27 protein-coding genes are annotated in these 25,810 nt (G+C 53.4%); 14 read left to right on the forward strand and 13 right to left on the reverse strand.

What is annotated here, in order from left to right; translation table 11 throughout:
• Positions 1-27: 27 nt before the first annotated feature.
• The 8 genes from KK078_RS22560 to KK078_RS22595 form a co-directional block, all read right to left on the reverse strand.
• Complete coding sequence (locus tag KK078_RS22560) at positions 28-1,422, reverse strand: M16 family metallopeptidase (RefSeq protein WP_254092589.1); 1,395 nt, start codon at positions 1,420-1,422, stop codon at positions 28-30.
• Positions 1,419-2,810, reverse strand: a complete 1,392-nt coding sequence (locus KK078_RS22565; RefSeq protein ID WP_254092590.1) for a M16 family metallopeptidase — start codon at positions 2,808-2,810, stop codon at positions 1,419-1,421. Before KK078_RS22565 ends, KK078_RS22560 begins: the two co-directional genes overlap by 4 nt.
• 169 nt (positions 2,811-2,979) lie before the next feature.
• Positions 2,980-4,218: a BaiN/RdsA family NAD(P)/FAD-dependent oxidoreductase gene (locus KK078_RS22570; protein WP_254092591.1), complete on the reverse strand. Its 1,239-nt coding sequence runs from the start codon at positions 4,216-4,218 to the stop codon at positions 2,980-2,982.
• Between the two features lie 136 nt (positions 4,219-4,354).
• A complete protein-coding gene (locus tag KK078_RS22575; protein WP_254092592.1) occupies positions 4,355-4,792 on the reverse strand; it encodes a response regulator in 438 nt (145 codons plus the stop codon).
• 221 nt (positions 4,793-5,013) lie between these two features.
• On the reverse strand, positions 5,014-5,664 hold the full coding sequence (locus KK078_RS22580) for a response regulator transcription factor (RefSeq protein WP_254092593.1): 651 nt from the start codon (positions 5,662-5,664) through the stop codon (positions 5,014-5,016).
• Positions 5,651-6,448: a sensor histidine kinase gene (locus KK078_RS22585; protein ID WP_254092594.1), complete on the reverse strand. Its 798-nt coding sequence runs from the start codon at positions 6,446-6,448 to the stop codon at positions 5,651-5,653. Before KK078_RS22585 ends, KK078_RS22580 begins: the two co-directional genes overlap by 14 nt.
• Positions 6,394-7,068: a hypothetical protein gene (locus tag KK078_RS22590; RefSeq protein WP_254092595.1), complete on the reverse strand. Its 675-nt coding sequence runs from the start codon at positions 7,066-7,068 to the stop codon at positions 6,394-6,396. Before KK078_RS22590 ends, KK078_RS22585 begins: the two co-directional genes overlap by 55 nt.
• A 23-nt stretch (positions 7,069-7,091) precedes the next feature.
• Positions 7,092-7,466: a hypothetical protein gene (locus KK078_RS22595; RefSeq protein WP_254092596.1), complete on the reverse strand. Its 375-nt coding sequence runs from the start codon at positions 7,464-7,466 to the stop codon at positions 7,092-7,094.
• A 102-nt stretch (positions 7,467-7,568) separates the two neighbouring features.
• Between KK078_RS22595 and KK078_RS22600 the strand changes: the two genes are divergently transcribed.
• The 3 genes from KK078_RS22600 to KK078_RS22610 are packed head-to-tail and all read left to right on the forward strand — an operon-like array spanning position 7,569 to position 9,726.
• The gene (locus KK078_RS22600; protein WP_254092597.1) at positions 7,569-8,708 is read left to right on the forward strand and encodes a trans-sulfuration enzyme family protein; all 1,140 of its coding nucleotides are present in this window, start codon (positions 7,569-7,571) and stop codon (positions 8,706-8,708) included.
• Positions 8,705-9,157, forward strand: coding sequence for a GNAT family N-acetyltransferase (locus KK078_RS22605; protein WP_254092598.1), 453 nt, complete (start codon positions 8,705-8,707; stop codon positions 9,155-9,157). The genes KK078_RS22600 and KK078_RS22605 overlap by 4 nt, the downstream gene beginning before the upstream one ends.
• Entirely contained in the window at positions 9,154-9,726 is a 573-nt protein-coding gene (locus KK078_RS22610; protein ID WP_254092599.1) for a DNA-3-methyladenine glycosylase I, read from the forward strand. Before KK078_RS22605 ends, KK078_RS22610 begins: the two co-directional genes overlap by 4 nt.
• A 77-nt stretch (positions 9,727-9,803) precedes the next feature.
• Here the strand turns inward: KK078_RS22610 and KK078_RS22615 are convergent, their stop codons facing one another.
• Positions 9,804-11,393, reverse strand: a complete 1,590-nt coding sequence (locus KK078_RS22615) for a M20/M25/M40 family metallo-hydrolase (RefSeq protein WP_254092600.1) — start codon at positions 11,391-11,393, stop codon at positions 9,804-9,806.
• Positions 11,394-11,522: 129 nt separating this feature from the next.
• Between KK078_RS22615 and KK078_RS22620 the strand changes: the two genes are divergently transcribed.
• Positions 11,523-11,765 (forward strand): Kazal-type serine protease inhibitor domain-containing protein, encoded by a 243-nt coding sequence (locus KK078_RS22620; RefSeq protein WP_254092601.1) that lies wholly within the window; start codon positions 11,523-11,525, stop codon positions 11,763-11,765.
• Between the two features lie 46 nt (positions 11,766-11,811).
• Positions 11,812-12,051 carry a Kazal-type serine protease inhibitor family protein gene (locus KK078_RS22625; RefSeq protein WP_254092602.1) on the forward strand — a complete coding sequence of 80 codons (240 nt, stop codon included), beginning with the start codon at positions 11,812-11,814 and terminating at the stop codon, positions 12,049-12,051.
• Here KK078_RS22625 and KK078_RS22630 read toward each other — a convergent pair.
• Entirely contained in the window at positions 12,045-12,545 is a 501-nt protein-coding gene (locus KK078_RS22630; protein WP_254092603.1) for a hypothetical protein, read from the reverse strand. The genes KK078_RS22625 and KK078_RS22630 overlap by 7 nt on opposite strands.
• Before the next feature lie 114 nt (positions 12,546-12,659).
• Here KK078_RS22630 and prfA point away from each other — a divergent pair, with 114 nt between their 5' ends.
• Both prfA and KK078_RS22640 read left to right on the forward strand, forming a co-directional pair.
• Positions 12,660-13,739: a peptide chain release factor 1 gene (gene prfA, locus KK078_RS22635; protein ID WP_254092604.1), complete on the forward strand. Its 1,080-nt coding sequence runs from the start codon at positions 12,660-12,662 to the stop codon at positions 13,737-13,739.
• A 42-nt stretch (positions 13,740-13,781) separates the two neighbouring features.
• Complete coding sequence (locus KK078_RS22640) at positions 13,782-14,372, forward strand: LemA family protein (protein ID WP_254092605.1); 591 nt, start codon at positions 13,782-13,784, stop codon at positions 14,370-14,372.
• A 288-nt stretch (positions 14,373-14,660) separates the two neighbouring features.
• On the opposite strand, the gene KK078_RS22645 is transcribed toward KK078_RS22640, so the two are convergent.
• Positions 14,661-15,656, reverse strand: a complete 996-nt coding sequence (locus KK078_RS22645) for an aspartate-semialdehyde dehydrogenase (protein ID WP_254092606.1) — start codon at positions 15,654-15,656, stop codon at positions 14,661-14,663.
• 160 nt (positions 15,657-15,816) lie between these two features.
• Here KK078_RS22645 and KK078_RS22650 point away from each other — a divergent pair, with 160 nt between their 5' ends.
• On the forward strand, positions 15,817-18,048 hold the full coding sequence (locus KK078_RS22650; RefSeq protein ID WP_254092607.1) for a lamin tail domain-containing protein: 2,232 nt from the start codon (positions 15,817-15,819) through the stop codon (positions 18,046-18,048).
• Between the two features lie 70 nt (positions 18,049-18,118).
• Here KK078_RS22650 and KK078_RS22655 read toward each other — a convergent pair whose 3' ends face one another.
• Positions 18,119-18,835: a pyridoxine 5'-phosphate synthase gene (locus KK078_RS22655; protein ID WP_254092608.1), complete on the reverse strand. Its 717-nt coding sequence runs from the start codon at positions 18,833-18,835 to the stop codon at positions 18,119-18,121.
• 79 nt (positions 18,836-18,914) lie between these two features.
• On the opposite strand from KK078_RS22655, the gene KK078_RS22660 reads away from it, so the two are divergent.
• The 4 genes from KK078_RS22660 to KK078_RS22675 all read left to right on the forward strand — a co-directional run bounded on the left by KK078_RS22660 (position 18,915) and on the right by KK078_RS22675 (position 21,386).
• Positions 18,915-19,367 (forward strand): GatB/YqeY domain-containing protein, encoded by a 453-nt coding sequence (locus KK078_RS22660; RefSeq protein ID WP_254092609.1) that lies wholly within the window; start codon positions 18,915-18,917, stop codon positions 19,365-19,367.
• Between the two features lie 6 nt (positions 19,368-19,373).
• Entirely contained in the window at positions 19,374-19,871 is a 498-nt protein-coding gene (locus tag KK078_RS22665; RefSeq protein WP_254092610.1) for a CvpA family protein, read from the forward strand.
• Positions 19,872-19,934: 63 nt separating this feature from the next.
• On the forward strand, positions 19,935-20,687 hold the full coding sequence (locus KK078_RS22670; protein WP_254092611.1) for an alpha/beta fold hydrolase: 753 nt from the start codon (positions 19,935-19,937) through the stop codon (positions 20,685-20,687).
• A gap of 60 nt (positions 20,688-20,747) precedes the next feature.
• The gene (locus tag KK078_RS22675) at positions 20,748-21,386 is read left to right on the forward strand and encodes a CBS domain-containing protein (protein WP_254092612.1); all 639 of its coding nucleotides are present in this window, start codon (positions 20,748-20,750) and stop codon (positions 21,384-21,386) included.
• 13 nt (positions 21,387-21,399) lie between these two features.
• On the opposite strand, the gene KK078_RS22680 is transcribed toward KK078_RS22675, so the two are convergent.
• Positions 21,400-22,179, reverse strand: a complete 780-nt coding sequence (locus tag KK078_RS22680; RefSeq protein ID WP_254092613.1) for an alpha/beta fold hydrolase — start codon at positions 22,177-22,179, stop codon at positions 21,400-21,402.
• A gap of 76 nt (positions 22,180-22,255) precedes the next feature.
• Here KK078_RS22680 and lysA point away from each other — a divergent pair, with 76 nt between their 5' ends.
• Together lysA and KK078_RS22690 are read left to right on the forward strand one after the other, a co-directional pair.
• Positions 22,256-23,488, forward strand: coding sequence for a diaminopimelate decarboxylase (gene lysA, locus KK078_RS22685; protein ID WP_254092614.1), 1,233 nt, complete (start codon positions 22,256-22,258; stop codon positions 23,486-23,488).
• 100 nt (positions 23,489-23,588) lie between these two features.
• Positions 23,589-25,733: a protein-disulfide reductase DsbD family protein gene (locus KK078_RS22690; RefSeq protein WP_254092615.1), complete on the forward strand. Its 2,145-nt coding sequence runs from the start codon at positions 23,589-23,591 to the stop codon at positions 25,731-25,733.
• The last annotated feature ends 77 nt before the right edge of the window (positions 25,734-25,810 follow it).

Raw genomic sequence — 25,810 nt, forward strand, 5'->3', positions numbered from 1 at the left:
CCTTATTTGTAAACAATAGCTGCTATACTACCGATCTTTTTTCAGCGCCTCTTCGTGCGACTTCATCTGTTTGTCCAGCTGTTTTTTGTCGCCTACCAGTACCAGCGTCATGTTTTCATACTTGAAATACTCCCTGGCCAGCGACTGTATCTTCTCCGGTGTTACCGCATAGATGTTCTTCACACGGTTGTTGAGGTAGTCGTCACTCAGTCCGTGCAGGTCGATAAAGTTGAGTTGGTTAATGATACCATTCGGCGTGGAGTTCTGCAGCACAAAGTTGCCGGCTTCGAAGTTCTGAATGCCTTCCAGCTCTTTCTTGTCGACGGGCTCGGTCTGCAGGCGTTTGATCTCTTTGGAGATCTCTTGCAGCGAGGCACCGGTGTGCTCGGTCGTTACGTCCGCTCGTTCAGCCCAATAGGCGCCCTTTACATTGGCGTTCATCGAGGCATACGGTGAATAAGTGTAACCTTTGTCTTCGCGTATGTTAGAGGTGATGCGCGAAATGAAAGAACCGCCCAACAGCGTGTTCGTTACTTGCAAGGCCAGGTAGTCGGGTTGCGAAGGGTCGATCACCGGCAGGCCGAGCATCACAGTGGTTTGTGGCGCGCCCGGGCGATCGATGATTTCCGCCGGGCCATTCTTCGCCGGCTTTGCCACCGGGTAATCTACCGCCGGGCCTTTCTGCCATGATGTAAAAGATTCGTCAATAGCTTTTGTTACCGCATCTTCATCGAACTTCCCTACGACGTACACCACGGTGCGTTGTGCGCCGAAGTTTTTATCGTAAAAAGCTTTGGCGTTCTCCAATGTATAGCTGTCCAGCATCGCCTCGGTTGGAAAGTAGCGACCGTAGGGCTGGTCAGGATACAACGTCTTGCCAAAACGTTCGAACGCCTGGCTCTGTGGTATGCTTTTCTGCACGGACAGTCCACGCTTTAGATCGTTCTTCAGACGGTCCACCTCCTTTGCCGGGAAAGCAGGGTGTATGACAACGTCGGCGAGGACCTTTATCAGGTCCGGTGCATACTCTGACAACACCGACCCCGAAAGGGTGGTTTGGTTCAGGCCAGTGGAAATATTTAATTCACCGCCCATCAGCGCGACTTTCTTCGCCAGCGCTTTGGCGTCAAGTGTTGCGGACCCTTCATTTATCAACTTGCCGGTAAAATCGGCCAGCCATACTTCGTTGGCACCTTCGTGTACGTTGCCTGTCTTGACAATAACACTCACGGTCACTTTCGGTGTAACGCCGTACTCCACCAGCGTCGAGCGCAGGCCGTTGGGCAGCGTATTGACCTTTTTGGCGGGCAGTTTAAAGTCGTGCGGTGCGCCGCCGGGGGGCGGGCTTTGCTTTTGAGCAGAGGCGGCACCTGTCGCCAACAACGTCAGCGCCAGGGTATATACATATAGCGAGGATCTCATAGGTTTGTGGCTTTGGGGTCAATGATGAGGATCGTGCGGTTGGTGGCACGCAGGTATTCTTTGGCGGTCTTTTTGACGACATCGGGCGTGACCTTTTTGAATTCGCTTTCCAGCAGGTTGATGCGGTTGGGATCATCATCAAATAGGGCAAAAGAGGCCAGCAGGTCTGCGCGGCCGAAACCCGAGAGGCGATCCATGGTGTCGTACAGGTCGGAGCGGACTTTTACCAGCGCGAGGTCTACATCTTCCTGCGACACGGCATCGAGTTCCAGGATAGCCTGATCAAACTGGTGAATGATCGAGTCTGCCGGCAGGGCATTGTCGTAGATCAGGTTCGCCATCCATACCATCGGGCCGTTATAGTTATACATATTACCGAGGTAGTTGATGCCGCCGTTCACACGGTCGGTGTAGCCCTTGTCTTGCACGATGCGTTGTGCAAGCTTGCTGTCGTTACCTTGTACCAGCAGCTGGTCGATCAGGCCCATGGCAAAATACTCCGGTGTGTTGCGTTCCGGCATCTTATAGGCAATGGCGATGGCCGGTTTGCTGGCCAGCTTATCTTCTTTGATGTGCCGCTTCTCTTGCTGCTGCACCGGCTCGCTGATGTCGGGCTTCGCCGGCAGTGTTGCCGCGGGCAGGGGAGCGAAGTATTGCTGCACCCACTTTTTGGCTTCTTCCGTGGTAAAGTCGCCTACGATCGTGATGACCGCGTTGTTCGGAGCATAGTATGTCTTAAAGAACTTATCGACATCTTCCAGCTTGGCCGAGTCGAGGTCTTTCAGGTCGCCGTAAAAGTTGTGGGCGTTGTACCAGTTCTCGTTAGCATACTGCGGCATGTCCAGCCAGGGAAATCCGCCGTAGGGTTGGTTGAGCACGTTTACTTTTACTTCGTTCTTGACAACGCCCTGCTGGTTGGTAAGATTCTCCTGCGTGATGGCCAGACCCTTCATACGGTCGGCTTCCGCCCACAGGGCCGTTTCGAGCTTGTGTGCCGGCATAACCTCAAAATAATTGGTAAAGTCAAAACGCGTCGAGCCGTTTAGCAGGCCGCCGTTCTGTTGCACCAATTTGATGAACTCCATTTTGCCCAGGTTCTCCGAACCCTGAAACATCATGTGTTCGAACAAGTGTGCAAAGCCGGTGCGGTCCTTCGGCTCGATGCGAAAGCCGATGTTATAGTATACCGCCACCACCACGGTCGGAGCATGGTGGTCTTCTGAGAGCACAACACGCAAGCCGTTGTCCAGCTTGTAGTACTCTACGGGTACACGAAAGGAGGATGCATCCGCCGTCTCTTGTTTCGCCTCGTGACCGGAGCATGCTGCCAGCACGAGCGCCAGCACGGCCGCCGGCCAGGCGTGTAAGGGTATTCTGGATCGATTCATGGGTTAACTATATATAGTTTGGTTAATGATGACGAAAAATATAAAATCGTTTGTTAAACCGTGGTAATTATTTTTGATGGGCTCGCCGGAACAGGGGAGAGACGGTAGTAATAAGAATAAGTTACACCGGCTTGGGGGATATACTTTGCGATAATTGTAAATTCTTCCCTTATCGGTGTTGAATGGTTGCGGCGATCTGCCGCGCGGCCAGGTGAGAGGTAGTCCATGCGGCCTGGAAATTAAACCCGCCGGTTTCGCCGTCGATATTTAATACCTCGCCCGCGAAGAACAGATTTTTTACCACCCTGCTTTCTAAGGTCTCGGGGTTGATCTCTTTCAGGTCCACACCGCCACAGGTCACAAACTCTTCCTTAAAGGTCGTCTTCCCTTTTATCTGGAAGGGGCAGCGAATGAGATATTCCAGTAATTTATTCAGATTCTTCTGCGGCAATTCCGCCCAGATCCTGGATTCGTCAATCGTGGCAAGCGTACAGAGCTTTTGCCACAACCGTTGTGGCAGCGAAAAGAGCGGATGGCTGTAGATCCGTTGCTTGCCGTGCGCGGCCTTGTGTTCTTGCAGCAGTTGACGCGTAGCCTCCTCTTGCGCCGGCCCGATCCAGCTGACCAGTGCGGTGCATTGGTAGTGGGCTTCGTGCAGGTAGGCGGCAGCCCAGGCAGAAAGTCTGATCACCGCCGGGCCACTCAAGCCCCAGTGTGTGATCAACACCGGGCCGGTCTCCGAGAACTTCGTCGTGGCGATGCGCACCTCGGCATGCGGAACCGCAATGCCCATCAGATCACGAAAGTCCTTTTGCGAATCATTTAACGTAAATAAGGAGGGTATCGGGCGCACTACGGTATGGCCAAGCGCCGCCAGCCATTGATAGGCCTGCGGGTTGGCATGGCCACCTGTCGCAACCAGTACCTGGTGTGCCTGGAGTGTCATACCGTGTTGCGTCGTGAGGGAGAAATGTGCCGGGCCCGGCTGCACCGTAACTTCGCCGGTACCGACTTCGATAGCGACACGGTGGCGTTGTGCTTCGCGCCGAAAGCAGTCGATGATCGTCTCCGAGCTGTCGGTGTCGGGAAACATGCGGCCGTCGTCTTCGACTTTCAGGTTTACACCCCGGGAGGCGAACCAGGCCACGGTGTCTTTTGCCTGGAACGCCCGGAAGAGGTTCTTCAGCAGTTTTTCGCCGCGGGGATAGTGGCGGGACAGGGGCCCGGGCTCAAAACAGGCATGGGTAACGTTGCAGCGGCCGCCGCCCGAGATGCGGACTTTTGAGAGAAGCTTGTTGGATTTTTCGAGAATGAGAATGCGGCTGCCCGGTTTCATTTCGGCTGTCTGCAGGGCGCCAAAAAAACCTGCAGCTCCGCCACCGATCACCGCCAGGTCGTAGACTTGCATGGCCAAATGTAAAGGGCCGGAACACGTAAATCAATCCCCTCCTGTAACCAGGAGGGGACCGACCTAATCAGAGGGGGAAGTGTTTATTGTGTAGAGAGGGTCTTTACGAAAACCAATTATAAAAGATGGCGCTTAACTAATTAAGCCGGGTATTAGAAAGCAGGTCGTTCCAATCCTTGTCTGCTTCAGGCTTCACACGTTCCTGCACGATGTTCGCCAGACGGTCGTCGACGTCACGTTCTACAAGCGTAGCGGCGACACCCAGGGCGTTTCCTAAATGGAGAGTTTTTTCGTTTACTTCATCGGCAATAAAGATAACGGGGGTATTACGGTTAACGGAGTGGGTACGGATTGATCTTACTAGCTCGAATCCTGTGACCACAGGCAGGTCAGTGCCGCAGATTATGAGATCGAAATGTTCGATTCGCGAGGTTAGGAGCCCATCCAAACCAGACTCGGTGTGAAGCACAACGGGATTACATCCGCTAAGCACTGACTTTATCTGCACAACTGTGTCTTTCTGCCTGTGAACCACAAGTATTTTCATTACTTCTAGGAGTGCTGAGTTAAACATCACCTGATCGTGTTGATCGTGTAATTCCTTGAACCTTTTATGAAAGTTCGCGAATTGATCCCGATCGTTCCGGCAGAAGTGGACCGACGCGATGATTGTTGAAACAATGATCCGGCGAAAACCGTGAAAAAGAGATGAATAGGTAGTTACCGACGGAAGGGCGCTGGTAAAAAAGTACCATAAAAATAGTACAATTGTACTAGGCCACCTTTTTGGGGAAATTAGCTCACAATCCCGGCTTCGTACGCAAACTTGACCAGGCCGACTGTATTATTAACACCGATCTTGTCCATCATGTTCACGCGGTGATTGCGTACCGTGTTCTCGCTCAGCGAGAGTTTTTGTCCGATCTCGCGTATCGTCAGCTCGCGACAGATCAACACCAGAATCTCCTTCTCGCGCTCGGTTAGCTCGGCGCTGCGAAACTGCGGGCGCTGCCCTGACTTGCGTTCCGTAACGTTCTTGCGCAGCACGGCCGCCACCAGGTCGTTGTGATAAAAGTCCTTCTCAATAACGGCGTAGATCGCCTTTTCGAGCTCGTCCGGCTCGGTGTTCTTCAGCAGGAAGGCATGCACACCCATTTCCATCATGTGGAGGATGTATTTGTTGCTGTCGTGCATGGTCAGGATGATGATCTTGACCTCGGGGTGTTTCTTGATAAGCTGTTCGCAGGTCTCGGCGCCGTCCATCACGGGCATCTGCAGGTCTACGATCGCCACATCGGGTTGCTCGTACTTGATGAGCGTCAGCAGCTCCTTACCGTTCTCGGCGTCCTTTACTTCCAGCACACGGTGAAACGACCGCAGCAGGTTTACCATGGCTTTCCGGAAGAGCGTATGATCGTCGGCGATGTAAACTTTATACTTTTTCATACGGGATAACCAGGGTGATTTTGCTTCCATGCGAGCGTGTCGTGTCAAACTCTACCGTCGCGCCCAGCAGGCGCGCGCGGTTCTGAATGTTGAACAGGCCCAGTCCCTTGCCACTTTGTGACGAGTTTTTGATAATTCCCGGATCAAATCCCACGCCATTATCCTCCACGGACAGTTGCAGATTGTGGCTCGCATGCATCTGCACGGAAATTTCCGTTGCCTGCGAGTGCTTCAGGGCGTTGTTAAGCAGCTCCTGAACAATGCGGTACAACATCAGCTCGCGGCTTTTTTCAAAGCTTCTGACTTCTCCTTGCTCTATGCAATGTATGGGCAGAAGGGATGTCGCGTGAAACCGCTCACATAATTCCTTCACGGCATGCGAGAAACCGAACTTCTCCAGCGTGGAGGGCATCAGGTCGCGGCTGATGCGTCGCACCGATCCGATCGTGTCGTCCAGCATTTGCTTGGATTGCTCCAGCGCCTCGGAGTTGGAACCGAGCCGCGCCATGGTGGTGATACCCACCCGGATGGTCGAGAGCATGGCCCCGATGCTGTCGTGCAGCTCGCCGGCCAGGCGTCGTCGTTCGTTCTCTTGCGACTCCAGGGCCGCTTCCATCATCTTTTGCTGGTAGGTAAGCTCGAGCTGCTGCCGCTTGAACTGCTCCTGGATCATCTTCTTCTGGTAAAATACCATGAACAGGATAATGGCAATCGCCAGGAAGAGCATGCCTACGGTTCCAATAGCGATGATGAGGGCGATTTGATATTCCGAAGGTCCTGCCATAGTCCGATCATTACAACCAAAAGTTGTATGACATTCATGATGTTGTGAAAAGTCCAGTAAATCAATAAATCATTATGCAGAACTTCAACTAAATACGTCGTAAAAAGATAAAGAAATAACGTTCCAGCATTAAAAATCAGCATACCGGCATTGAACCAGAACATCGGCACGCGGTGCAGATGCTGTACGGGTAGGTCTACCATGAGGCGGTAGAAATACAAAATGCTATAAAACAGGAATACGATCGCACTGAACGTGTAGTTGTACGTATTGATCTCATCCTTTTGCACGAAACAAAGGTTTGATACGGCAAACACCAGGTACAAAAGGCCCACGATCGTGAAACCGCGATGGTACCGGCCGTTGAGGGCCTTGTCGTATAGCAAGCTTAGCGGAATAAAGGAGACAATGCCGTAAATGGCACTGGCGATGTTTACTTCCTTGCCGCGCAACGTGAGGATATCGGCCATCTGATCATTGAGAAAACTCAGCAGGAAGGTCAGTCCCAGCAACTTGACCTCGGCCTGTCGTTTATCGAAATAGATAAACGACAGGACCGTTACCAGGGCTGCCAGGACTGTTTGAACTTTAAACGTTAACAGGTAGGTCTCCAACGTCATTGGGTGCGGTGCTTACAAAACGCTTAGGGGCAATAAGGGGGACACTGAAGTCCTTTATCATAGGGATTTTGGGCGTCCATTACCTTCATGGCAGCGGCATCCGTGCCGGTTGATTTTGCCGTAGCCTTGATCGTACCGTCTTCGTAGGTAGGATAAAGCACCAGCTGAACGGTCTTTTTGTTCGGGTCAGCCTCTGTCGGCTTCAGGGCCAGGTAAAAGGTGATGCCGGTGGTACCTTCTTCCGACAGCATCTTCAGCAGCGCGTCACGACCATAGAAGACCGCCTTTGTGTCCACCAGTTTGTCTTTCCGCATCACGCGGTCATACTCGTCGATCCATTTCTGCGCTTCGCCGGCATCTATCTGGCGGCCAACATTTGGTTTAAACTCTTTTGCCATAAATTTTAATTGTTGAGGTTAAGTGAAACATGGCCGTAAAGTATTGAAAAATTTTTAATGTAATTTTTTGGTCCCTATACGAACCTTACTTTAGTAGCATATATGATACACGGCAAAACTTCTAAACTCACCCAAAGTATTCATGCCGGCTCGCATGAGTACCTGGCCCATGGGGGCGTAGTGACCCCCATCTTTCCATCGTCAGCCTACGACAACGAGGGGGGCGGCCCATTGCAGTATCCCCGGTACTTTAATATACCCAACCAGCGGGCAGTGGCGGGCAAGGTCGCTGCACTTGAGAACGCCGAGGCCGGCGTGGTCTTTTCCTCCGGCATGGCGGCAATCCTGACAACCCTCTTCAGTCTGCTCAAGAGCGGCGATCACGCTGTTTTCCAGCGCGACCTGTACGGCGGTACGCACCACGCCCTGGCACAGGAAATGCCCCGCTTTGGTATCGCCTACACATTGGTGGACGGCGCTGATCCTGCCAACTTCGAAAAAGCCATTCGCCCCGAGACGCGCCTGCTCTACATCGAGACGCCTTCCAACCCCACGCTCAAGATAACCGATATCCGGGCCGTGGCCGCCATCGCGCGCCGCCATGGCCTTTTGACCCTCATCGACAACACCTTTGCTTCGCCCGTCAACCAGAATCCCATCGATCTGGGCATTGACATCGTGCTGCACAGCGGCACCAAGTATATCGGCGGGCACAGCGATCTCTGCTGCGGTTTTGCCGTAACGACCCAGGACCTTACACAGCGTATTCTGGCCAGCGCCGTGAACTACGGCGGTAGCCTCGATGCCCACACCGCCTGGCTTGTCGAGCGAAGCCTGAAGACCATTGTGCTGCGTGTGCGCCAGCAAAATGAAAATGCACTGGCCATCGCCCGGTACCTGAAGACCGACGATCGCATCGGCCGGGTGTATTATCCCGGCCTGGAAGACCATCCCGACCATGCCATCGCCAAGGCGCAAATGCCGGGAGGCTTCGGCGGCATGCTTTCGTTTGAGGTAAAACGTGATGCGCAGGCATTCATGAGTAAGCTGGCACTGATCCAGCGCGCGGCCAGCCTGGGTGGTATCGAGTCGACCATTATCAGCCCGGCGCGTACCTCACACGTTAAATTGAGCGCCGACGAACGGAAGGCCATCGGCGTCACAGACGGACTGGTGCGCTTGTCTACGGGCATTGAAGAGGCCGGCGATCTGATAGACGATATTAAGCAGGCACTCGCATGATCACGACCAGACGCGCTACGCCCGCCGACATTCCTGTGCTGATCGATTTTCAGCAGCGGCTGGCGCAAGAGACAGAGAACATCGCGCTCGACGCAGTGGTATTGCAACAAGGCTTGCAGAATTTAATGGCCGATCCCGCCAAGGGTTTTTACGTCGTGGCCGAACTGGACGGTGCCATCGCCGGCTGTCACATGGTGACGTACGAATGGAGCGAATGGCGCAACGGTACCGTGTGGTGGCTGCACTCCCTGTATGTGCCGGTGGCATACCGCCAGCGTGGCGTGTTCCGGGCGATGTTCCAGGCGCTCACAAAAACCGTGGAGGCCGACCCCTCGCTGCGCGGCCTGCGGTTGTATGTCGACAAGACAAATGCCCGCGCCATGCGTGTGTACGATGCCATGGACATGAACGGCGAGCACTATACAGTATACGAAAAGATGAAATCATGAAAGAGAAAAACCGATGCGGCTGGTGCCTGGGGTTTGATGCGTATATCCGCTACCACGACGAAGAGTGGGGCGAGCCTGTGCACGACGACAACATACATTTTGAATTCCTCATCCTCGAAGGCGCGCAGGCCGGCCTGAGCTGGTCCACGATCTTAAAGAAACGCGATGGCTACCGCAAGGCGTTTGCCGGCTTTGATCCGACAAAGGTTGCGCGCTTTACAGAAGCAAAGCTGGAAAAGCTCCTGCTGGATCCCGGTATCATTCGCAACCGCCTGAAGGTGTATGCGGCTGTAAATAATGCCAAACGATTCCTGGAAGTTCAGGAAGAGTTCGGTACGTTCGACAAATACATCTGGAGTTTTGTCGGCGGCAAACCCATCGTCAATAAATGGAAATCGCTCGGCGAAGTGCCGGCCACCACACCCGAGTCCGACGCACTGAGCAAGGACCTGATCAAACGCGGGTTTAAGTTTGTCGGCAGCACGGTGATCTATGCCCACATGCAAGCGTGCGGTCTGGTAAACGACCACCTGGTGGACTGCTGGAAGCGGGCTTCGCGAAAGAAATAGTACGCGAAGGGATCAACAAAAAAAGGTGCGCCGACGGATCTGCCGGCGCACCTTTGTTGTTGTGTATAGTTGCTGCGTTACTTGCGCGGCATTTTTTCGTCGCGCACGGCGGCGAGCCAGGCGAACGCCGCAACAATAGAAGCGTTTTGTTTGAGATCTCCCTCGACTGCTTTGTCGTATACGTCCATGCTGGTGTGGTGCGTGCGGGTGCCGTACTCCAGCGGGTCCTGGATGAACTGGAAGCCCGGCAGGCCGATGGCGTCGAACGACAGGTGGTCGGTGCCACCGGTGTTTTGCAGGGTAAGTGTAGCGGCACCCACCTTGTTAAAGGGCTTGAACCACACGCGGAAGATGTTGCCGATGTTTTCATTGCCCTGCAGGTATATCCCGCGGAAGCGGCCGGAGCCGTTGTCCATGTTGAGGTATATTGAAAACTTCCCGGCCGCCGGTGTCACCCTGATCGAGTCGTACGGATAGGCCCGGTCGAGGCGCTCGCCATACGTACGTTTCACATACGACTTCGAGCCCAGCAGGCCTTGCTCTTCACCGCCCCACAGGGCAATGCGGATGGTACGACGCGGCGACACGCCCAGTGTTTTTAAGATCCGTATGGCTTCGAGCATGACGGCCGAGCCGGCGGCGTTATCGGTGGTGCCGGTGCCGCTGTGCCAGGAGTCTAAGTGCGCACCGATCATCACGACCTCGTCTTTCAGGTCGGTGCCTGGTATTTCGCCGATGACGTTATAGCCCGGCGCCGACGGTGTGAACTCCGTTTCCAGCGCAAGCTCCAGCTTTACCGTCTGGCCTTTCTGAATTTGGCGCACCAGGCGGTTGTAATGCTCGGCCGACACAACGACTTGCGGCAGGATCTTCGGGGCGTTTGCCTTATAGGCCGCCACGCGCTTGCTGAACGGCGTCTCCGCCGGGTACGGTACGGTCGCCGCCGCTACGGTAAGGGTACCGTCTTCCAGACGGAAAGACGAGCTCGCTTCGATCACCGCGACAGCACCTTCTTTCTGGCAGAGCGCCCATTTTGCATAGGCAAGACGTTGAGGTTCCTGCGGCGACGAAAAACGACGGCCGCCTTGTGCTTCCACCACACCGGCGTTGGCCATCACCAATAAGGTCGAGTCGCTCAATCGCGTGGCGTCGGGCTTGAAGCCGGGCTTCACCGGTGTCGGCAGGCTGAACATAACGATCTTGCCTTTCAGTTTGCCCTCGTACTTTTTGAGGTCTTCTTCTTTGCTGATGTCGAGGTATACAGCCTCTGCCTGGACGGCACCTTTTATACCCGGCGACCAGGCTTTCGGATATGCGATCATGGGAAAATACGCCGGTGCGAGGGAGCTCAGGCTGAACTTCTTCAACTGCCAGCCGCGGCCGAAGTCTTCTTCCCAGGTATCAAAATAAACGTTTTGCACACCCCATGACTCCAGGGTGGTTTTGGCATAGTTGGCGGCGTTCTTATAGCCAGGGGAGTTTGTAAGCCGCGGGCCGTGAATGTCGGTCAGCATGCTCAGGATGTCCATCACCTGCGAACGGTTCATGCCCTCGTTCCTGATCTTCGATACCATGGCGGTATCGATCTTTTCTACCGTCTGTGCTGCCAGGAAAAACGGGGCTACCAGCGCTGCCAGGGTCAGCAGGCTTGTAAAGGGTTTCTTCATAAGTTTCGGTTTTGGTCAATGATGCCTAAATGTAGTGTGTATTCCGAACCGGAGCGATACCGTTCATTTAAAATCTTTCCAACGAAGGATTGATTTCCGGTGTCTATACATGCATAACAAATGAAAATCATGAGAAAGAAAGGTTCTGCCATTATTATCATTGGCATGTTGTTGATCACCCTGTTGTCCTGCAAGGATGATGACGACGGTATAGGGTCAGATTGTATCGATCCAAGCCTGATTAACGAAGACGTCATCTGTATTCCCATACGATACGCTCCTGTTTGCGGCTGCGACGGAAAAACGTATTATGGACCGTGCGAGGCCTCCGCCGCCGGTGTACTCCACTGGACCGAAGGCGTTTGTCCATGATGGAATAGTTTTTTAGCCTACGCCTGGGAAACTAAAGACTAACGTTATGAGAAAAAGCTGTTATGCCATGATCCTGGCCCTGCTGTTTATCGCATCGTTTTCCTGTAGTGACGACGATGATAACAACCGCGCAACGGGCTGCATCGATCCTGAGAAGATCGATGATCATGCTATGTGCCCGGCAGTCGTAGACCCTGTCTGCGGTTGCGACGGTAATACATACGATAATGATTGTGAAGCACAGGCAAACGGGGTCCTGAAATGGACGACCGGCCGGTGTCAGTGATGCGGCGCAGAAACGATGACCTGTTTCTTGGACAGGTAAATATTCCACACCCCATCCAGCTTCTCTACGCCGTCGGGCATCGGGCTTACCACGGGCTTGGAGTATAAAATGGAATCGTAGCCACCTTGCCGGGCGTCTGTATATAGGCGCTGCACATTGTCTTGCAGAGAGCCCGTTACCATACCTGAAATATAGGCTTCGATAAGCTGCTGTTCGATTTCCTGATTGTTGGCCGTGCCTGGTACGGTCCAGTGGATGCGTACTTTGTATCGCGCGCCGATCGAGTCGGCTTTCGCAGGGTTGAAATGTACTTTCTCCAGTGCCGCAAACACCTCACGGCCGCGTTCGTGCGCCGTGGTCATAATTTCCGCATCCGTCATTTGCACGATCTTTTGCTGTTCCATGCCTTCGTGCAGTTTGCGACGTTGTTCTTCGGTCATAGAGCCACCGCACGCGGTCAGGCAGAGCAATAAAATGACGGTCCTGGGTTTCATGACCCAAAGGTTGTGGGTAAGCACTGAAAATCCAAATTGTTGTCTCGTCAGCATCAACCCTCGCCCCGGGAAATCCGTATTCTTTGTCGTAACTTTGCAGGCTGATTACATTGTATGATAGAGAAACTCGAAGAAATAAAGCTGCGTTTTGAAGATGTGGGCCTGCTGCTGGCCCAGCCCGATACGGTAAACGACCTGAAGAAGTTCTCGCAACTGAGCAAAGAATACCGCGATCTGGAAAAGATCGTATTGAAATACAATCAGTTCAAAGATGCCCGCAACCACCTGCAACAAGCCAAAGACGTGCTGGCCAAGGAAAAAGACAGCGAATTGCGCGAGCTGGCCAAGATGGAGATCGACGAGCTGGAACCGCGCATCGACGGCTTTGAAGCCGAGCTGAAAGAACTGCTCATTCCCAAAGACCCCAACGACGACAAGAACGTATTGCTGGAAATCCGCGCGGGTACCGGTGGCGACGAAGCAGCCATCTTTGCCGGCGACCTCTGGCGTATGTACCAACGCTTCTGCGAAAAGCGCGGGCTGAAAATGGCTGTGCTCGACGTGACCGAAGGTACCGCCGGTGGCTATAAGGAAGTGATCAGCAGTGTAAGCGGCGAAGGTGCCTACGGCATGCTGAAATTCGAGTCGGGTGTACACCGAGTACAGCGCGTACCGGCTACCGAGCAACAGGGCCGGGTGCACACCTCGGCGGCCTCTGTCGTGGCGCTGCCCGAAGTAGAAGATGTAGAGGAGGTCGTCATCAACCCTGCCGACATCGAAGTACAAACGGCACGTTCCAGCGGCGCGGGCGGGCAGAACGTAAACAAGGTTGAAACCAAAGTACAGCTTACCCACAAGCCTACCGGCATCGTCATTACCTGCCAGATCGAACGCTCCCAGCACGGCAACCGCGAGCGCGCCTTGCAGATGCTGAAGACGAAGCTCTACGAGATGGAAGTCACAAAACAGGCAAACGAGCTGGGCGCCGCCCGCCGTTCCCTGGTGCGCAGCGGCGACCGTTCGGAGAAGATCCGGACCTATAATTATCCGCAAAGCCGCGTAACCGATCATCGCATTGGCTACACGGTATACAACCTGCCGGCCGTCATGAACGGCGATCTGGAAGATTTCGTAGAACAACTGCGCATTGCCGACAGCGCTGAAAAAATGGCAGAAGGTGCCGGAGCGGCCTGATTATTGATTCCGAATGGCTATATTCAAAGCATATAAAAAACTATGAGCAAAGGATTATTGACCGTACTGATCGTATTAGGTGTCATTGTCGTAATTGTTTTCGGATTTATTTCCTGGGGCAGCGGTATCTATGATAAAGCTGTCGCCGCACAGGAAGATGTCAACGCCCAATGGGCTGACGTGCAGGCTACATACCAACGCCGGGCGGATCTCATTCCTAATCTCGTGCAAACGGTAAAGGGTGCCGCCGAAAACGAAAAGAGTATTTTGACGCAAGTAACACAGGCCCGTGCCGGCATAGTCAATGCCAAAACACCGGAAGACCTCGAGCTTGCAGGTCGCCAGATCAATACCGCCATCAATCTCGCATTTGAGGCCTATCCTCAGATCCGGTCGACCGAAAATTTCCAGGAACTGCAATCGCAATTAGAAGGCACGGAAAACCGCATCAACGTAGCCCGTCAGCGCTACAACGAAGCCGTACGGAACTATAACGTCTTCGTCCGCGGTTTCTTTAAACGCTTCGCCCTCGGCCTCTTCGGTGGTGGCGAAGATTTCAGCGTACGCAAACCGTTTGAAGCTTCTGCCGACGCACAAAACGCACCTAAAGTAGATTTCGGCGACAGCAAATAGATAGATTTTCACTCTCTGCTTGCACTTAGAGAGGGCCTTCCGCCGGCTGGCGGAGGGCTTTTTTATTATAGGGCGTACATAGGATTCAAGTAGGGGAAAGATAGGGGTTTGATACGGGTGATCCTGCCCAAAGCCAGGGCAACGTTAGGGATTACCCGTATCAACGCTATACCATAGCCATACTTGAGCTATGCCTGACATATAGGAACCTATTACAAAACGCCCCAGAACCATAAAAAAAGGCCATTCGCCGGCTGGCGAATGGCCTCATATTTTGAGCCCAGGCGACTATTCCGCCACCAGGCTTCTCTCTGTCATAAATTCTGCAATCTGCACAGCGTTTGTCGCGGCACCCTTACGCAGGTTATCGGCTACAATCCACATATTCAGCGTGTTCGGTTGCGATTCATCACGACGCAGACGGCCAACAAATACCTCGTCACGGCCGTGTGAGTTGATCGGCATCGGGTAAATGTTGTTTTTCGGATCGTCTTGCACGATCACGCCCGGGGTGTCGGCCAGGATCGACCGCACTTCGCTTAGTTTGAAGTCTTCGTGGAACTCTACGTTCACGGCCTCCGAGTGACCGCCAACGGCGGGAATGCGCACGGTGGTAGACGTCACCGCAAGTGACTGGTCACCCAGGATCTTGCGGGTCTCGTTCACCATCTTCATCTCTTCTTTGGTGTAACCGTTATCGAGGAAAGAGTCGATGTGCGGCAGCACGTTCATGTCGATGTTGTGCGGGTATACTTTCGGGCCGTTGATGCCCTGGCGCTCATCCATCATCTGTTGTACGGCATCTTTGCCGGTACCGGTTACAGACTGGTAGGTCGAAACAACAATGCGTTTGATCTTGTATTTGACATGCAGCGGCGCCAGCGCCATCACCATCTGAATGGTAGAACAGTTGGGGTTGGCGATGATGCGGTCGTCAATGGTGATTTCGTGACCATTGATCTCGGGAACAACCAGTTTTTTAGTCGGGTCCATGCGCCATGCCGAAGAGTTATCGATCACGATCGTGCCCACCTCTGCAAATTTCGGCGCCCACTCCAGGGAAGTATTGCCGCCAGCCGAGAAGATAGCTACATCGGGAGCCAGCTTTACAGCTTCCTCCATGCTCTTAATGGTATATTCCTTACCCTTAAACTTTATGATCTGCCCCACCGATTTGGCTGAGGCTACAAGATATAACTGGTCAAACTTAAAACTTCTCTCCTCCAGTACTTTGAGGATTTCCTGGCCCACCAAACCGGTAGCGCCGACAACTGCGAGTTTCATTTTGTTATGATTTTATTATAGTTTACAAAAATAATCTATTCCCGTTGTGCCTATGTGGAAGCCCGTACAAATATTCATTTTTTCCATCCTGAAAACGTTTACGGAAAATAGTTTTATAACGTTTGCGTTTTTGCTCGCCAGCCAACAACTGTTCGCTCAAGTGTCTGATTCTTTTGCAGATGGAAACTTTACCGGCAACCCGGCGTGGACCGGCACCGCCGCATACTTCACGGTGTCGTCCGGCCGACTGCGGTTGCAGGCGCCCGGGGAGGCGGGCGAAGCTCACCTCGCAACGCCCAGTCAGGCGTTGGCCGAGGCGTCGTGGGAGTTTTCGGTGTGGCTCGGGTTTGATCCCTCGTCGGTGAATTATGCGCGCGTGTACCTGGCGTCCAGCACCGCCAACCTGAACGGTGCGTTGCAAGGCTACTACGTCATGATCGGTGACACCGACGATGAGATAAGCCTATACCGTCAGACCGGCACCACACGGATAAAGATCATCGACGGCGTAAACGGCCGCCTGGCATTTCCTAATTCCAGTATGCGAATTAAGGTAACGCGCGACGCCACCGGCCATTGGCAACTTCATACGGACATAGGCATGACCGGTCGCTATGCAGTAGAAGGAATTGCGACCGATGTCACGCATGCCACCTCGCAATATGCCGGTGTCTATTGCGACTACACCGCCACGCGCTCCAACCTTTTTTACTTCGACGACTTTCTCATTACGGGCAAACCAGCGGCGCCGGGCACACGACCGACCTATAAGGATGTGATCATTTCCGAGATCATGGCCGACCCGACGCCCGAAGTGGGACTGCCCGATGCCGAATTTGTGGAGGTTCACAACCGCAGCAACAAGACGTTCAACCTTGGCGGCTGGATACTGACAGACGGGACAACCCGCGGCATCTTACCCGCGGTGACGCTACCGGCCGGCGGCTATGCCATCATTACCGGAGCCGCCGGAGCGGATGCCTTTCCTGCGCATGGACCCGTAGCCGCCACGACCACCTTCCCCTCCCTCAACAACGCCGGAGATGTAATCGTCCTTCGCCTGGCCGACAGTACGGTCGTCGACTCGGTGCAGTATTCAAACCGTTGGTATAGCAGCGCCGACAAGCGCGGTGGCGGGTGGTCGCTGGAGATCATCGACCCAAACGACCTCTGCGGTGACGATGCAAACTGGACCGTCTCGTCTGCACCTGCCGGCGGGACACCAGGCACACAGAACAGTGTCTGGGCGCAACGCGCGGACAACACGGGTCCTGTGTTATTATCTGCCATTCCAACAGACGCCGCGCACGTCACATTGCTCTTTAACGAACGCCTGGCCGCTACGCCACCGGCCGTCACAAACGTAACCTTGTCTCCCGCCGTGCCCCTGGCTTCCGTCTCGTTCACCGACCCGTCCTTGCGCCGTCTGCAACTGGCCCTCCGTACACCGCTCGACGCGGAAACAACCTATACACTTACCGTGCAAAATATCCGGGACTGCACCGGCAACCCGTTGCTGTCGGTCAACGGCCGCGCTACCTTCCGTCTACCTGCGGCACCGCAAGCACAAGAAGCCGTGTTGAACGAAGTGCTCTTTAACCCGCGCCCGCAGGGCGTAGATTTTGTCGAGATTGTAAACACTTCCCCGCAATACTTTAACGTGAAAGGCTGGGCGTTAGGCAACGTTGTGAACGACCAGGTGCAGGATGCCGGGATCATCAGCGAAGACGATCTGCTGCTGCCACCCGGTGGCTACCTGGCGTTGACCACGGATGCCGCCGTGCTGGCCAATCATTATCCCGCCGCGCAACACCTGGTTGAAATGACACTGCCGTCCCTCAACGACGACGAAGGATCCATCGCCCTGACAGACAGCACCGGCCGGATACTCGACAGCTTTCATTATAGTCAGACGTATCATTCGCCCTTTCTGAAAGACGCCGAAGGTGTTTCGCTCGAGCGCATCTCCTTCGCCGGTGCCACGGAGGCACCGGATAACTGGAAGTCGGCGAGCACAACCGCCGGGTATGCCACGCCAGGTTACATCAATTCACAAGCCCGGCCCGTACACGTGTTTGACGATGCCGTCGTTGTAACGCCGGAAGTCTTTATACCGGTTGTCGGCCAACCCGATTTCACGGAGATACACTACCGGCTCGATCCGGGAGGCTATGCAGCCAACGTGCGGATCGTCGATCCGCAGGGTCGGGTAATTCGTGAGCTCGCAAACAATGCCTGGCTGGGCAGCGAAGGTTTTCTACGCTGGGATGGCGACTGCGACGATGGCACGAAAGCACGGGTGGGCTACTATATGGTGTGGATCGAGCTGGTCGACCCGCAGGGAAATGTACAAACCATACGCAAACGCGTAGCGGTCGCTTTCCAACGCTGAAGCTTGGGCGTAATTGCCCCCAAAGCCTTGGCGCAGGAGGGCAGGCTCTCCCACTCCTCGCTGGTAGAATTTAGCTCTTTAGCTGTTTGAGATACAGTTGAATGGTGTTTTCCAGACCGTAATACAAGGCGTCGGATACGAGGGCGTGACCGATGGAGACTTCGTCGAGGTGTGGAATATTCTGGTGCAGGTATTTCAGGTTGTTGAGGTCCAGGTCGTGGCCGGCATTGACGCCGATACCCCCCGCGTGGGCTACCTTTGCACTTTCGATATAGGGCTTGATGGCGATCTCTTTGTTGACGAGATACTCTACGGCGTAGGGTTCGGTGTACAATTCAACGCGGTCGGCACCGACGGCAATGGCGCCCTCGACCATGCGGGGCGAAGGGTCTACAAAAATAGAAACACGCACACCGAGTGACTTGATCTCCTGAACAATGTCGCGCAAAAAGGCGGCGTGTTTGATCGTGTCCCACCCGGCATTGGAGGTGATGGCGTTGGGCGGATCGGGCACCAGCGTGGCTTGTCCGGGCTTTACCTCGTGCATCATGTTAACATAACGTTCGTCAGGATAGCCTTCGATGTTGAACTCGGTCGTGACAACATCGCGCAGCATGAGCACATCCTTGTAGCGGATGTGGCGTTCGTCGGGCCGGGGATGCACCGTGATGCCCTGCGCGCCAAACCGTTCGCAGTCAATGGCGACCTTGATCACATCCGGATTATTTCCTCCGCGTGCATTCCGGAGTGTGGCAATTTTATTAATATTGACGCTCAGTCTGGTCATAGGTCGTTCCCCCCGATGCTTTGATAAAACTGGATACCCGTAAATTGTTTCGAAAATTAGTATTTAAAAAGAAATTCATATGAGCCTGAAGCAACAAATAGATGGTGATATCAAAAAAGCCATGCTTGCCAAAAACAAAGAAGAGTTGGAGGCGTTGCGCAGCATCAAGTCGATGATCCTGCTGGCCGAGACAGAGAAGGGTGGCTCGGGGGATGTATCGGCCGATGCCGAGAATAAGATCCTCATGAAAGCGGCCAAACAACGGAAAGAATCTTCCGACATTTTTACACAGCAGGGTCGCCAGGACCTGGCCGATAAAGAAAACTTTCAGCTCGAGATCATCTCGCGTTACCTGCCCAAGCAGCTTTCCCAGGCAGAGATCGAAGCCGCTGTGAAAGAAATTATTGCCGAAGTGGGCGCCAAAGGTCCGCAGGATATGGGTAAGGTGATGGGCACCGCCACAAAAAAACTGGCCGGGCAGGCCGATGGCAAAATTATTTCCGAACTTGTCAAAAAGTTGCTCACCCCGTAAGGAGTCATGAGTAAAGTCGACATAACCCTCGCAATCATTATCCTGGTAGGCGCGTACAACGGATTCCGCGATGGATTCCTGTTGGAGCTGATCTCGTTCCTTTCCATTTTGCTGGGTATCGTCGCAGGCTTCAAACTCATGGGCTGGGTCATGGTGCACCTCGAAGAGCGTTATCATATCGACGCAAAAGCATTGCCATACATTGCCTTCACGGCTGTTCTTGTACTCGTGGTATTTGTTGTCAACCTCCTGTCCAGGTTTATCTCCAAGAAAGTAGACCACACATTTTTAGGGAAGGTAGACCAGGTGGCCGGCGGGTTCATGGGTCTGTTTCGCTCGGGCTTTATGATGAGCGTGTTCCTGTGGCTTTTTTACTCCATGAAATTTGCCTTTCCCGATGACTGGACGGCCGATTCATGGGTCTTACCGATGGTCTCGAAGCTTGCCCCCAATATTATCCACGGTATCGGGTATATTTTGCCCTTTTTCAGAGGTATTTTCTAACACTGGAATTTTTTCATTCTAATAGAATTTTTTCTTTACTTATTGACGTTTAATAGAACAACAATGGCCATCGCGGTTAAAGAGAAGGACGGGTTTAAGTTTGTCGACGAAGGGCAGGGAGACGTTTTGCTGCTCTTGCACGGTTTATTTGGTGCATTGAGCAATTGGGAAGGCGTTGTAAACCGGTTCTCGAAGAATTTTAGGGTAGTGATCCCGATGCTGCCTATTTATGAGATGCCCATCAAGGAAGCCGGCCTGGAAGGACTCAACAAATTTGTGGAGGACTTTGTCGCCGCGCAGAAATTGAGCGGCATGACGATCATGGGCAACAGCCTGGGCGGCCACATTGCCTTGATCTACACGCTGCGGAATGGCGATAAGGTAAAAAAGCTCATCCTGACCGGTAGCTCCGGCCTGTTTGAAGATTCCATGGGAGGATCTTATCCCAAACGGGGAAATTACGAGTACATCCGAGAACGTGTGTCGTATACTTTTTACGACCCCGCCGTGGCGTCCAAGGCGTTGGTGGACGAGGTGTTTGAAATCACCAATAGCATCCCTAAATGCATGCGGATCGTGGCAATTGCCAAGTCTGCCCAACGCCATAACATGGCAGAAGAAATACCCAATATCAAGGTGCCGACATTGTTGGTATGGGGTTTGAACGATACTATTACGCCACCGGTTGTGGCGCACGAGTTTAACAGGTTGATCCCCCATTCGACGCTTAAATTCGTCGACAAGTGCTGTCACGCACCGATGATGGAACACCCTGATAAATTCAACGAACTCGTAGAAGATTTTATCCTGCACTGAGAACGGACTGGAAACGCTGAAAATATAACCTACTTGCTGGCGGAAGACCTCATAAACCACATGATCCCTCCATTGAAGGGGACAGACGATGCTCACAAAGCTATTGTCTGGATGGAAGAGTTTCGCTGTAACTATATGCCGGTGATCGAAGACGGCAAGCTGTTGGGATTTATTTCAGAAGAGATCATTTTCGAGCGGAATGAAATGGACAAGCCTGTGCGCGACTTTGCGCTGGTAGGCCAACAGTGTTATGTGCATCTCGACACACACTTTTACGATATCCTGAAGGTTGCCGCCGAGCACAAGCTGCAAATGGTCGCGGTGCTGAACGAACAAATGGCGTACTGCGGAGTGATCACGGTACAAGATACGCTCACGTCGTTCGCACAAACGGCTGCGGTACAACTCCCCGGTGGTATCCTGGTGTTGTCGATGAACTTTAACGATTACTCGTTGTCCGAGATCAGCCGCCTCATCGAAGAGAACCACGCGAAGATCCTGAGCAGCATTGTCAAAGAAGATCCGCTCGACGCCGGCAAGATCCGCCTTACACTCAAGATCAATCAGCAAGAGATGTCACGCATCGTGGCGACCCTCGAGCGTTTTAACTATAAGGTGATCGGTCGTTACCAGGAAAACAAACCCATCGCGGGCGAGAAAGATCGCATCGACATGTTACTGCGTTACCTGGACATCTAAGTCCAACGGGCCGTTATTCCACCCACTTCATTACCAGCTCTACAAACTCCTGCGGCTTTTCGGCCTGCACCCAGTGGCCTGTCTCCAGTGTTTCCAAGGTTGCCTGCGTGAATACTTGTTGTATGCGCGCGAAGTCAGCGTCTGCTATATATTTCGAATACTTACCGCGGATGAACAGCGTGGGCTTGTCGAACGCGCCCGGGTATTGTAAGTCTACACCGATGTTGCTAAGCTGCTCGGTGATCAGCGGCAGGTTGATCTTCCACGAAAACCCACCCTCTGCTTTGCGCTGTAAATTCTTCAACAAAAATTGGCGTACGTCGGGCTCGGGTACATACTCCGACAGGCGCTCGTCTGCTTCCTGGCGCGAGGTGACAGTATCGATGCCCAGCGCATTCAGACCCTTTACGATGGTGTAATGCTCGAGGTCGTAGTACCGCGGGGCGATGTCGACGACAATTAATTTCGAAAGCTTATCGGGATGGGCGAGGGCAAAGTTCATGGCTGTTTTGCCGCCCATGGAATGACCCAGGATGACGGGGTTCTGAATATCCTGGTCGGCCAACAGCTCGGCCAGGTCGGCTACCATGGAGGGATAATCAAACCGATCGCTGTGCGGCGACTGGCCGTGGTTGCCCTGGTCTACCGTAAATACGCGATAGTGATGGTTGGACAGCACGCGGGCCTGTGTCAGCCAGTTGTCGGCCGAGCCGAACAGGCCGTGCAGGATAACGATTGGTTGGGTGTTCTGGACGGGGTCTACAGCCGGGTACTCGCGAAAGAAAAGCTTCATGGGCCAAAAATAGAATTGAAAATCCACAAGTCAGATTAGAACCGCCCCCTTATATTTGAAACTTTTAGTTTTTTACATGGAACGATCACACGACACGTACACCCTGCAGGGCGTACCGGTTTTATCGCTGGCAGAACAGTTTGGCACCCCTTTGTACGTATACGATGCCGCCGTCATCGTACGGCAGATCAAACGCCTGAAAGATGCATACTCGGCATCCGACGTACGCCTTAAATACGCTGCCAAAGCACTGACCAATGTGTCGATCCTGAAGCTCATGCGCAAGCACGGCGTGGGCCTGGAGGCCGTGTCGCTCGGCGAAGTGTTCCTGGCGCGCCAGGCCGGCTACGCACCCGTCGAGATAACGTTTACCCCCAGCGGTGTAGACTTCAGCGAAATTGAAGAGGGTGTGGCCCAGGGATTGGCCATCAACATCGACAACCTATCGACCCTGCGCAAGTTTGGTGAAAAATATAAAGGCACCTACCCCTGCGGTATACGCCTGAACCCGAACATCATGGCGGGAGGCAACATCAAGATCTCTACCGGCCACAGCAATTCGAAGTTCGGCATCTCGGTGCTGCAACTGCAGGAGATCCAGGACCTGATGAAGGAGCACGGCATCCGCATTCGCGGATTGCATATACACACAGGCTCGGACATAAAAGAAACGGAAGCGTTCCTGAAAACCGCCGAAGTGTTGTTCGATACCGCCAAACATTTCACCGGTCTGGAGTTTATCGACTTTGGCAGCGGTTTTAAAGTAGCCTATCGGGAGGGCGACGTGGTAACGAACGTCGAAGACCTCGGTGCACGCCTGACAAAGGCTTTCAATGAATTTTGCGCGCAGTACGGCCGTACGCTGGAGCTGTGGCTCGAACCCGGTAAGTTCCTCGTCAGCGAGGCCGGCACGTTGCTCACCCAGGTGAATGTTGTAAAGCCTACGCCCACCGTCACCTTTGTGGGGGTGAACTCGGGCTTGAACCACCTTATCCGCCCCATGATGTACGATGCGTATCACCACATTGTGAACGTGTCCAACCCCGCAGGAAAAGAGGCTGTGTACACCGTCGTGGGGTATATTTGCGAAACCGATACTTTCGGCAGCGACCGCCCGTTGAGTGAAGTGCGCGAAGGCGATATCCTGGCCTTTAAAAATGCGGGCGCCTACGGTTTTTCGATGGCCTCCAACTACAACTCGCGGCCACGGCCGGCGGAGGTGCTGATCGTAGAAGGCCAGCCCAAACTGATCCGCGCACGCGAGCAGCAGGACGATCTTTTGAAGAATCAGGTAATCATAGACTTGTAAAATACGGCCGAACCACATTAGGGTTAGCCGTATGTGTATTGTACTAAACTTTTATCGCCGGCAGTTCGTTACTTTCGGAGCAGAATTCTCATTTAACCTTATGCTGAAACGTATTCTTGTGTGTGCAGGGCTGTTATGGGCCCTGGCCAGCCAGGCGCAGATCCTGGAACCGGCCCGTCTGGTGAGTGTGCCGGTAGACAAAAAAGTCAAGGTAGGCGACGTGGTGGAGCTTGTCTTTAAAGCCGACATCGATAAGACATGGTATATATACTCGGTAGGGTTTGACGCCGACTGCGGCCCGATACCCATGTCCATAACCATTGAAAAGAACCCGGGCTTCCAACTGGAGGGCGACCTGGTGGCCGTGCACGACAAAGCCAAGCACGACAAGATCTTTGATTGCGACGTGCGCACATTCGAAGGCACAGGTGAATTCCGTCAGAAAGTAAAGATCCTTGCGCCCAACGTGACCATCAAAGGCGCCTACGAAGGACAGGTATGTTCGGAAGTAGAGGGTAAATGCGTATTGTTCGACGGTGATGTTTCATTCACGATCCAGGCCGAAGGTAAAGCCATGACGGCACCGTCGGCAGACGATAAAAAAAAAGAAGACCCTAAGCAGCCCGCCGGCGCTGTAGCACCGACTGCCAACGCGCCGTCTGTCGTAACAGCACCCGCCCAACAGCAGGAAGTCATTATTGACACAGTATATTCCGATGATAAGAATGCATCAGCGGCTGAACTACTCGCAAAATATGGTGAGATAAAAGGCCCGATACTCGATCCGGATCTGAAAGAAGATGAATCGAAGGAGTCGCTATGGCTTTTCTTTTTCATAGCATTTGCTACAGGTCTTACGGCGCTTATCACACCGTGTGTGTTCCCGATGATCCCTATGACGGTGAGTTTTTTTACAAAAGGCAATTCCAGGGGGCAGGCGTTGTTGTATGGCTTTTTTATCGTTTTGATCTATACCCTCATTGGCGCGGCATTGGCGCCGCTGATGGGTCCTGAGACCGCCAACCACCTGGCTACCGAGTGGATTCCGAACCTGATATTTTTTGCCGTGTTTATCATCTTCGGCGTCTCGTTTTTGGGATTGTTTGAAATCACACTGCCGGGCAGCCTGGTAAACAAAGTAGATCAGCAGGCCGAAAAAGGTGGCTTTATCGGCGTCTTCTTCATGGCCTTTACCCTGGTGCTTGTTTCATTTTCGTGTACCGGCCCGTTGGTCAGCAGCTTGCTGGTAGCGTCGGCGGGTGGCGAATTCACTAAGCCTATCGTAGGCATGCTGGGCTTCTCATTGTCGTTTGCCGTACCGTTTACGTTGTTTGCATTTTTCCCGAGCCTGCTAAAGTCGCTGCCCAAGTCAGGTGGCTGGCTGAATTCGGTAAAAGTAATCCTGGGCTTTATCGAGATTGCACTGGCCTTTAAGTTCCTAAGCATAGCCGACCAGGCATTCCACTGGGGCGTACTGGACCGCGAAGTCAATATTGCCATCTGGATTGTGGTTGTAGCGCTCATTGGCCTCTATCTCATGAAAGCCTTCCGCTTGCCCGGCGATACCGGGAAGGATGTGGAGGACAAACGCATACCCGTGCCACGCCTGATGCTTGCCATTGGGACCTTTACATTTTTAGTATACCTCATTCCCGGCATGTGGGGTGCACCGCTAAAAGCCCTGGCAGGCTACCTGCCCCCGGCGTATACCCATGACTTTGATTTATACTCCGCCACACGCAAAAGCGAAACGAACGAAATCTGCGAAGCGCCGAAGTATGCCGAGTTTTTACACCTGCCGCACAACCTGAGCGGCTATTTTGACTACGAACAAGCCATGGCCTGCGCCCGCCAGCAAAACAAGCCCCTGTTCATCGACTTCACCGGTCACGGCTGCACCAACTGCCGCGAGATGGAAGCGGTGGTATGGTCCGACCCGGCTGTACTGAACAAGCTGCGCAACGACTTTGTGGTGGTGGCCCTGTATGTGGATGACAAGACGGAACTGCCCGAGTCTGAGTGGTATACATCTAAATACGACCAAAAAGTAAAGAAAACCATTGGCAAACAGAATGCCGATCTGCAGATTGCCAATCTGCAGCACAATGCTCAGCCTTTCTATGTGCTTGTGGGGTTGGATGAGCATGTGTTGGTCAAGCCGTATGGATATGACAAGGATGTGGACGAGTTTGTGAAGTTCCTGGAATTGGGCGAAAAGAAGTTCGCCGAGTTGTATAAGAAGTAAATTCCTACGCGCTTCTTGGGCGATAACAATAGAACAGGTTGTCTCAGAAGGACAGCCTGTTTTTTTGTTAGTGAATG

The organism is Dawidia soli, assembly GCF_018598185.1.
Classification (GTDB): Bacteria; Bacteroidota; Bacteroidia; order Cytophagales; family Cyclobacteriaceae; genus Ohtaekwangia; species Ohtaekwangia soli.